The sequence below is a fragment of the Actinocrinis puniceicyclus genome (assembly GCF_018283645.1).
GTDB lineage: Bacteria > Actinomycetota > Actinomycetes > Streptomycetales > Catenulisporaceae > Actinocrinis > Actinocrinis puniceicyclus.
On the sequence record NZ_JAGSXH010000172.1, the window covers coordinates 1 to 8,910 of the forward strand.

General features: G+C 67.0%; 11 protein-coding genes. All 11 read right to left on the reverse strand.

Annotated features, from left to right (window positions below):
* Window positions 1-282: 282 nt before the first annotated feature.
* The 11 genes from KGA66_RS26545 to KGA66_RS26595 all read right to left on the reverse strand — a co-directional run bounded on the left by KGA66_RS26545 (window position 283) and on the right by KGA66_RS26595 (window position 8,837).
* Entirely contained in the window at window positions 283-519 is a 237-nt protein-coding gene (locus tag KGA66_RS26545; protein WP_246508761.1) for a helix-turn-helix transcriptional regulator, read from the reverse strand.
* 38 nt (window positions 520-557) lie between these two features.
* The gene (locus KGA66_RS26550) at window positions 558-1,403 is read right to left on the reverse strand and encodes an ABC transporter permease (protein ID WP_211471880.1); all 846 of its coding nucleotides are present in this window, start codon (window positions 1,401-1,403) and stop codon (window positions 558-560) included.
* Window positions 1,400-2,305 (reverse strand): ABC transporter ATP-binding protein, encoded by a 906-nt coding sequence (locus KGA66_RS26555; protein WP_211471882.1) that lies wholly within the window; start codon window positions 2,303-2,305, stop codon window positions 1,400-1,402. Before KGA66_RS26555 ends, KGA66_RS26550 begins: the two co-directional genes overlap by 4 nt.
* A gap of 57 nt (window positions 2,306-2,362) precedes the next feature.
* A complete protein-coding gene (locus KGA66_RS26560) occupies window positions 2,363-2,581 on the reverse strand; it encodes a hypothetical protein (RefSeq protein ID WP_211471884.1) in 219 nt (72 codons plus the stop codon).
* Window positions 2,582-2,708: 127 nt separating this feature from the next.
* Window positions 2,709-3,170, reverse strand: coding sequence for a hypothetical protein (locus KGA66_RS26565; RefSeq protein WP_211471885.1), 462 nt, complete (start codon window positions 3,168-3,170; stop codon window positions 2,709-2,711).
* 265 nt (window positions 3,171-3,435) lie between these two features.
* Window positions 3,436-4,707: an IS1634 family transposase gene (locus KGA66_RS26570; RefSeq protein WP_211471887.1), complete on the reverse strand. Its 1,272-nt coding sequence runs from the start codon at window positions 4,705-4,707 to the stop codon at window positions 3,436-3,438.
* 145 nt (window positions 4,708-4,852) lie between these two features.
* Window positions 4,853-5,347 carry a hypothetical protein gene (locus tag KGA66_RS26575; RefSeq protein ID WP_211471890.1) on the reverse strand — a complete coding sequence of 165 codons (495 nt, stop codon included), beginning with the start codon at window positions 5,345-5,347 and terminating at the stop codon, window positions 4,853-4,855.
* Window positions 5,348-5,804: 457 nt separating this feature from the next.
* Window positions 5,805-6,320 (reverse strand): hypothetical protein, encoded by a 516-nt coding sequence (locus KGA66_RS26580; protein WP_211471892.1) that lies wholly within the window; start codon window positions 6,318-6,320, stop codon window positions 5,805-5,807.
* 166 nt (window positions 6,321-6,486) lie between these two features.
* Window positions 6,487-7,329: a hypothetical protein gene (locus tag KGA66_RS26585; RefSeq protein ID WP_211471894.1), complete on the reverse strand. Its 843-nt coding sequence runs from the start codon at window positions 7,327-7,329 to the stop codon at window positions 6,487-6,489.
* Between the two features lie 276 nt (window positions 7,330-7,605).
* The gene (locus KGA66_RS26590) at window positions 7,606-8,253 is read right to left on the reverse strand and encodes a hypothetical protein (RefSeq protein ID WP_211471896.1); all 648 of its coding nucleotides are present in this window, start codon (window positions 8,251-8,253) and stop codon (window positions 7,606-7,608) included.
* Complete coding sequence (locus KGA66_RS26595) at window positions 8,250-8,837, reverse strand: RNA polymerase sigma factor (protein WP_281416842.1); 588 nt, start codon at window positions 8,835-8,837, stop codon at window positions 8,250-8,252. The genes KGA66_RS26590 and KGA66_RS26595 overlap by 4 nt, the downstream gene beginning before the upstream one ends.
* Window positions 8,838-8,910 lie beyond the last annotated feature (73 nt).

Consider the following 8,910-nt stretch of genomic DNA (forward strand, 5'->3'; position numbering starts at 1 on the left):
ACTACGGTAAGCATGGGCGTGCCCTCCCAGCCGACGTTGGCGCGTCGGCCTACTCGATGACCTTGGATTCGATCACTCGGGAGGGTACGCCCTCACCGAGCCGATCCACAGGTTCCAAGCATTGCTCTCTTCGCAGCTGCCTCGTCGGGTGCCGGTGCGTTGGCGGGAGGAGGAGGTCAAGGTGGAGCGCCCGGAGGCGAAGCCGAGGACGTACGACCCTGACCTCGGACGAGCGTCGGCGATGCTGTCGGCTCCCGAGGGAGCGGGTACTGCGTCGTTGGGCTAGGCGGTTGCGGCGGTACCCAGTCGGGGGAATGGCTGGGTGGAGAAGATCACTTCTACCGGTACCTCGAAGTGTTCGGCGATGCGCAGTGCCAGGTACAGGCTCGGGCTGTACTCGCCGCGCTCCAGATAGCCGACCGTCTGGTAGTGCACCCCGAGTGCGTCGGCCAACTCGCGCCGGGAGATCCCGCGCTCGGCCCGCAGCATGGAGATCCGGTTGTAGATGGTCTCGCTCATGGTTCCATTTCCGTTCGTACGTGCTCGCGGGGCGCTCATCAGCCGCGCATCGCTTTTTCCCGGCGGGCCGCGACCCTGGAGCCGGACTCGCGGCGCGCCATCCGCCGAAGCACGACCGGCGCCAGCACAAGCCCCGCTATCGCCCACGCCAAGAGCACCGCGACCGTGGCCGGCTGCCGCCAGGAATGGCCGACCTCCACGACAGCCATCGCGTGCGGAAGCAGCGCCGAACGCATTCCCAGTCCCAGCCAGTAGAGCGGGAAGACCTGTCCGGTCCACTGTAGGAACACCGGAAGGCGGGTGATCGGGTAGAAGATGCCGGAGATCGCCGCCAAGCCGCCCAACACGAGAAATATCAGCGCGGTGGTGCGCGTGTTGGGGAACAGCGATCCGAGCACGGCGCCGAGCGGCAGCGTGGCAAGCAGTCCGAGCACGAGCACCCAGGCGAGCGTCAGCCAGCCGCCCGGACTGCCGATCGCCAGGCCGGCGACCAGGAAGGCGCCCGCCAGCAGGGTGGCCGCGACGGCGATCAGCACCTGCGCCGAGATGCTGACGACCTTGCCCACCAGATAGCCGAGCATGCCGTGGGGTATCGCCTTGGCGCGCAGCAGCGTGCCGTCCTCGCGGTCGCCCACGAGCCGGTCGGCCATCCAGAGCACCGCGTACATCCCGACGTCCAAGGCGAGCACGCTAACGAGTCTGCTGGTGCCCAACGAGACGGCGGTACCCGGCAGGAGCGTGTGCCGCGCCGAGAGCATCGCGGCGAGGAAACCACCGGTCATGAGCACGAAGGTGATCAGGTCGGTCGGCGAGGTCAGCGTCTGGCGCAACTCGATCCCGCCCCGCGAGAGTCCCGCCCGAACCGCCAACAGCCTCGGGTTCATGCCGCCACCGCCGTCAGTCTGCGCGGCCCGCTGTTCTCGGCTTCGCGCACCAGCGCCATGTAGGTCTCCTCCAGGCTCGTGCGGCGCACCTCCAGGTCCTGGATCGACTCGCCGTACTGCCGGAACAGATCCCTGACGAACGCGGTAGCGTCGTCGGCCGCGTGCACGAACCGCTGCCCGTCCCGGCTCCAGCGCACTTCGCAACGGGTCGACATCGCGCGCGAGAGTTGGTCAGCCGACCCGTCCGCGATGATCGCGCCGCCGGCCAGGATCAGGATGCGGTCCGCCAGCCGCTCCGCTTCGTCAAGGTCGTGCGTGGTCAGCAGGATCGTGGCCTGCTCTCGGTCGGCGAGGCGGTGTACGACGTCGTGGAACTCGCGCCTTGCCTGCGGGTCGAATCCGGCGGTCGGCTCGTCGAGGAACAGCAGCTCCGGCCGTCCCACGATGCCGATCGCCACGTCAAGCCGGCGGCGCTGTCCGCCCGAGAGGGTGCGCACCCGCTTGCGGGCATGCTCGCTTAGCCCGACGGTCGCGAGCAGGTCGTCGACGTCCCAAGGCCGGGTCAGACCCGGCGTGGAATAGGGCGCGTAGTAGCGGCCCAGATGCGCGAGCAGCTCGCGAACCTGCCATCGCGAATGGTCGCGCCAGGACTGCAGCACCACGCCGGTCCTCGCCCTCCATGCCTCGCCGCCGTGTGCGGGATCGGTGCCGAGCACGCTGACTCGCCCGGCTGAACGCATCCGGAAGCCCTCGAGGATCTCGATCGTGGTGGTCTTGCCCGCGCCGTTCGGCCCGAGCAGGGCGAGCACCTCCCCGCGACCCGCCGTGAAGCTGACACCCGCCAGCACGTCGGTCTGGCCGTACCGCATCCGCAGACCACTGACATCGAGCACACAATCCATGCTTCGAAAGATAGCACTCATACTATATTCCGTAAGAGGTCTGCGGTATGAATACTGTCAAGCCTCCGGCCCCTCATCAACCGACAGCACCCGCGTTCTCTCGACGCCGCCATCAGCCACGCCGATCGTGCTGGTCGACGGCAACAACCACCAGATCGAGCGCAGCTGCGTCTCCGGCCAGGAGGGCGGATCGGACTGCGGCCTGCGGCGGTCCTCGTTGTTGACCGAGCTGTTGCTGGTGCTTACTCCGAGCAGGAACTCGGCGCAGCTGTACACCGCAGAGGAGAAGGGTTTCGCCGTGCCGCGTTCCCCCGTATGGGCTGGCCGCCTCGGTCACTGGGAACTGTGCCTAGTCGTGTCTGGCACGAGGGCCCTGGCTGACAGGTCCGGCAGAAAAGACCTTTTACTGCGGGAGTGGGGCGACTGCCGTGGTCAGAGGATCGGTGATGTAGGAGGCTGGGGGCGCGGTCCGCTGGCCGCTGGTGGGTTGCCGGGACATGACGATCTCAAGCTGATATTCGGCTGGGTTCTGCCAGATCTGGGTCCAGGTGGCGTTCGGGCACAGGGTGTCGATGGCCAGGGAGCCTGCGTAAGGCCGAGTGCCGATCGGGAAGCCGGTGGCTGGACTGCCGTCGATCGTGTCCGTCGTGCGGTGGAAGCCTGCGATCGTCGCGTTGTGTATCAGCAGGATGGTCGGGGGCGTCGGGCGCACGGACAGGTTCAGCATCTCGGTCTTGATGGGCGAGGTGATCTGATACGTCGCCGAGACGCTCGTGTCGGATCGGGTGGTCTTTGTGATCGCGAGCTGGACCGGGTCCTGTGAACTGCTGGCCGCCGTCGGCGGTTCGATCGTCGTACCGCACATCAGAGTCCGGTGCTGGACCACTGGGAGCCCTGACGTCGAGGGTCGCGGCCCTGCCGTGGGTATGCGCGCGTCGATGGCGCTTGAGCAGGAGGTAGCAGTCAGCAGGAGCAGACCAGCGCCGCTGGCGCGGATGAGTGCGGCCGATGATCCAGTTATTGGTTGTCGGTGGCCTTCCCTGGTGAGCATTCTCTGTTTTGACGTGAGCCGAGGCCCTCAGCGTCGTCGCCGAGGGCCTGGGCTGGAGTGGTGCTGGCGTTTCTGCAGTTCAGCGTGTCGTGGGGGTGATGTCGAGGATGGTTTTCGGCGGATCGACACCAAGAGCGACGAAAAGGTCGCGCTGGGTCTTCGACAATTGGGTGGTCTTGCAGAACTGTCCGCCCGGCCCGGTGAAGGTGACGGCGTGGATCCGCTGGGCCTCGGCGCGGATGCGGTTCCACGTCTGGCCGGAGGTGTTCTCCGCGACGCGCATCAGCAGCAGGGCCAGCCAGCACAGCCAGACGTGGGCGCGTATCCGGTCCTCGCGCCGATGGTAGATCGGGCGCAGGTCAAGGACCTGCTTCATGTCTCGCCAACCTCTTTCCACTTCCAGTAGCTGCTTGTAGCCCAGGGCGATGTCCTCGCTGTTCAGTTCGGGATCGGAGGAGCGCAGCAGGTACTTGCCGTCGAGGTTCTCCTCCTCGGCGATCTTCTTCTTGTCGATGCGCAGCAGTCCACCGGGCGTGACGCGCAGGAACCGCTTGAGCCCCGGCTTGGTCGAGAGCACGCCCTCCAGCCTGGCGCGCTCGGTCCTGGTCAATTTGTCGGTGCCGTCGATGGCCTCGGCGAGCTGGGTGAGCAGTCGGTCGCGCACGGCGGCGTCGCGTTCGGCCTGCTCGGGGTTGTAGCAGAGCACGAACCTGTCGTCGCTGCCGATGTTCACTTCTTTGACCTGCAGGTTGTCGCGGATCACGCGGTAGCGGCCGGGTCGGGCGAGGGCGGCCTTCACCTCGCCCGACCCCGAGCGCAGCTTCTCGCCGATGATGTAGCCGCCGGCCCCGCGCATCAGCTCCTGGCGGTTGTCCCTGCTGGAGAACCCGCGGTCGGCGACCTGCACGATCCGCGAGAGCGACCAGGCTCGCATGTCGTCCTTGACCTGCCGGATCAGTTTGCTGTCAGCACTCCCGCCGGGCCAGGACCATACCCTCACCGGGATCCCGTCGCGGGTGACGGCCATGCCGACCACGACCTGCGGCAGGTCGTCGCGGCCGTCCTTGGACTTGCCGTGGGAGCGGAACCCGGTCTTCTTCACGACCGGAGCCGGATCGTCGGTGACCTCCAGGTCGGCCGGGCCGGCGGCGGTAAGCGCGGCGGCCGGGTCCAGCAGCCGGCTCAGCGCGCCGATCAGCCGCTCGATCGCGGCCCGGTCGAGCTGGTCCTCGCGGCCGAAGGAGAACAGGATCTTGAGCCGGGAAATCCCGGCGTCGGCATCCCACTCACTATGGGCGAGCTGAAGATAGCGGACCGTGCCGTCCTTGGTCTTCCGCGACGAGGTTCTCACATAAACGTACTAGAACCTACACCGAAACATCATGTTCAACGCACAGTGATCAGCAAAAGCGTGTTACTAGGCATCTTCAGCTTCGCGACCTAGCCAAAACGCGCTGACCTGGCACTCAGCGACCAGCCAACTCTAGATCAGGCCACTACCTGTCGAACTCCGGGGGGCGGCTGGTGCCGAGTTCGGCCGCGATCTGCGCCATCGTTCTGGCCTTGACGGTGTATTCCTGCTCGAGCCATTCGCGGGTGATCGGGAGCCGGCGCTGCCGGTGCGCGGGACGGGTGGTGATCCCGGCCAGGGCAGCGACCTCGGAGACCACGGTGTGACTGCATCCGGCCAACTCGGCGATGCGGTGAAAGGAGAGCTTCTGCTCCTCGTAGAGTTCCCGCAGCCTGTCCGGCTCCAGCACTCCCTGGTGCGGGACTCTTGCCGTCCTGGAGCGCGGCTGTCTGACGTCGGTCGATGTCGGCGCGGTCACGCCGGTCAGGTCCATGTGGAGCCTGATGTGTTCGGGATTCATGCCGACTTCCCCAGCCATCTGGACGATGCTGGCGCCGCGGGCTGCGGCTTCGCGGAACTTCTCCCCGTCGATCCGTTCCGGATCGCAGCCCCGCAGGTCCGCCAACGGGAAATCAAGCACCTCACCCTCGTCATAGCGAACCCGCACCACCGGGGTAGCGCGTCGGCGGCTCGAATGAGACTCTGAACCCACACACAGACCGTAGGCCGCGATTACTCATGATCACCGGACATTGCTCGGATCGTGCTCATGATCACCGGATATTGCTTACAGAATCGCGGACCCTACAGGAGCCTGTAGGGTCACGCACCCCGCGACATGTTGATCTTCTGTGAGCTGCGGTTTTGTGCTTGTCTCACGGGATGGCGTGCCGATTGTGTCTCAGGCTCGTGGCATTTCCTCGGCCGTGCGTCCTAACTCCATACTCGCGGGTCCGGTTGCAGTTCGGGCACGTCAAGAACCGTCAGGGTCGCAGCTGATGTCGGCGCAGCTGCGGTTGAGCGCGCCTCGCCCCTTCAGATCGACACCGTGGCATCGGAGTGGACGAAGCGCCGCCGCGGGCCTCATCCGTGCCTGATTAGCGTTCTTCGAGCGCATCGCGGGCCGCGGTCCAGAAGGCCGCGATCTTGCCGCCGCTGGCGGCGTGCAGTGCCCAAAACCTGTCGCACTCGCGTGTGGAGTCGACCTTGTTCGTTGCCTGGTACCAGCCCGTGCCGGCGGTGTCCATCTCGCTCAGGTGCTTGATCACCTCGCGGGCGGCGTCGGCGGCAGGGGGCGGCCCGAGGATCTGCACGCCAGCTTCGGAAGCGGTCAGCCCCGGGTAGAGCTGAACGATACGGGCGAACACCTCCTCGCCGTCGCGCTCCAGGGACAGCGCGTGGCCCAGTTCCCACCACGCGTTCTCGAACGACCGAGCCGAGGCGATCAGTTCCTGGTAGGCCTGCCGCCGGTTGTCGAGTCGCCATTGCACCCGCGCCGACGCGATCTGCGCGCGGGTCTGCGCCCGCGCGAAGACCCCCGCCGCGAGCGCAGCCGCCGTCGAGCCCGCCGTCCCGATCAGGGCGCCGAACACCGCCGCCGTTCCAGAGTCCATGTCCTGAGTATGACCCCTGCGATATGCCCGCGTGTGCGGATCTCGGGTGTCGCGCGCCGTACGGGGCCAACACGTCGCCGGCTACCCGCAAGGCGATCGGAGCAAGTCCGTGTGCCGGGCGGCGGTGTCACGGCGGTTTGACCCGGGGTCGCGGCCGCGGTCGTGCTCACGGCCGGGCCCCCGGGCCCGGGTTGAGCGTGGGTATCCCGACGAGCGGGACTTGCGCGAGGCCGTCGAGGCCGCCGATCTCATCGAGGCTCTTCGTCGGGGGCCACCAGAGCGTCTCGAACTTCGAAGGCCACAGCGGCAGCAACGCCAGGCCGAGGGCGCGGTCGCCGTCGACCGCCACCTCGAGGGTGGGCGGCGCTGTGTGCCCGATCACCTCGAAGACCACGTTGAGCAGGCGGAAGCGCGCGAAGTAAAGCCCGAAGGTGGTCGTGGGACGGTCGTCGATCGTGGCCGTCATCTCGCGCGGCAAGAACTGCGCCTCGCCCAACTGGATCCCCAGCGGCTGCTGGGTGATCGACGCGGTGCCGATGCGCACGTAGGCCTGGTCCGGGATGCGGTCCTGGTCGTGGAACCCGAGGCGGTGCTCAAGGGGGAAGTTGCCGCCAGGCCGCACCACCTGAGAGAGCACCGCCGCGGTCTTGAAGCCCCACCGGGCCAGGGTGATCTGTTCGGGCCGCTCGAGGGGGGCTTGGCGGCCGCCCGCGTTGAACAAGCGCAGCAGGACGGGCTTGGCGTCGGTCTCCATCCCGCTCATCCACTGTGTGTTGCACGCCCTACAGGCGAGCTTGAGGGTCTTGCTGAACGGGCCGCCGTTCTGCACAATACGCACGTCCGGGCGCTCGCGTATGTACTCGCGAAACCCCTGGCCGCCGTAGCCGAGATTGTTCAGCCAGTCCGGAAGCACGTGCTCCTCGGTCATCTTGCCGGTGCGCCCGCAGAAGAAACAGTCCGTTCTCGCGATGCGCACCTGCGGCCGCTTCGGCCCGTTGCCCCTGCCCATACCTGTTTCCTGCCGTTCTGAAAGATCCGTCCGGCCACGTTCAGTCGCAGCGGCCCTGCCTGGTTTCCTGACCGGGCTCGGCCGGCGGCGAGTACGACTTCTTCAACCGACCCGCGCCTTTGGAGAGCATGATCCAAGGGTCGCTGTTGAAGGTCGTGGGGAGCAAACCGATTCCGTCGTCTCCGGGAAGCCGACGGGCTTCGGCGTGCCGACTCAATGCCGCCCGTCGCCCATGTTTGTCGGGCCCGGGGCGGGTCGCACCCGCCCGACGCTCGGTCACGGCCTTGAGGAGCTGGAGTTTCGGCGCAGGGGTACGAGGTCGTCGTCCTCGGTCATGCGCAGAGGGCCCCGGCGTCCTGGGGTAGCGCGCCGTTGCGGAGGGGAACTCTCTTCTGCCATAGGTGCGCGGGTGCGCGATCCCGGCTGGCGTCCATGGATCTGCGTAATCTTCGCATCAGTCGCTGGTTTGGTGGCGGCCCTGGATCCCGACCTCTTCCCCAGCCAGAAGGCGATGCGGGTGGCGAAGCCTGCCAGGAGCGCAGACCCCGTGGTGATGGTCGCGATGATGGTGGCCGCGTCCGGAACCCTGCGGTGGACATCGACGTGCTCGAGGTACTGCTGCGCGCCGTCCCGGAAGAGGAAGTAGGCGAACAAGACGAGCCCGCAGAGCAGCATCAGGAGGGCCGCGAGGGCGAGCAGGAGGCCGAGGCCGGTGGCCCAGAACAGTGCTTCGTCCATCCAACGTGGCATCCGGATTCGGCGATTCTTGGAGGTTCCGCGTCGCCTTGGCATCTCAAGCCGTTGCCTGATCTGTTCGGGGGTCAGGTCCAGATCGGTGGCCAGCAGGTAGGCGTCGGCGCGGCCGATGACCGCTTCGATTTCGCGATCGACGCGCGAAGAGGTCTGGTGCGTGGGGGTCTTCATGCCTCTTCCTCCTTCGCAAGCGGGAGCGGCGAGTCGGTCGGGATGCGGAACTCTTTGCGTAGCTTGGCTTTGACTCGTGCGATCTGGGTGTTGACGCTCTGGCGGGTGATATCGAGTTCGGCGGCGATCTCGGCGGGGTCGTACTCGAAGTAGTAGTGCATGACCGCGATCCGCCGTTGGCGCTCGGGTAGGCGGCCGAAGGCCTGCTGGACGCGCTCGGCGTCCTGGCGCAGTTCGACGAGCCGCTCTGCGCTCGGGACCGGCTCCCGGCTGGCGGGGATGAAACGGACCAGCAGGTTCTTGAGCGTGGAGCGGCGCTTGGCGGCCTGTGCTGCGCGGTGGGCCAGGGCCGTAGTCACGTAGGTCCAGGGGGACTCGATCGTGGCCCAGCGGGGGCTGACCTGGATGTAGATGTCCTGGACCAGGTCTTCGGCGTCCGCGCGGTTGCCGGTCATGCGATAGGCCGCCATGACCAGCCGCTGGTAGTTCTTCTCGAAGAACTCCAGGGCCGATTCCTCCGGCGTGGCCTCTGTTGCCCGACGTTGAAGATGAGGATGTCGGCGGCATCGATGCTGGGGCCGCATGGTGACGGAAACGCCCTGCCCGGGGTCAGCCGGGCAGGGCGTTGGTGCTCACGGTGTCGGTGGGATCGTCAGT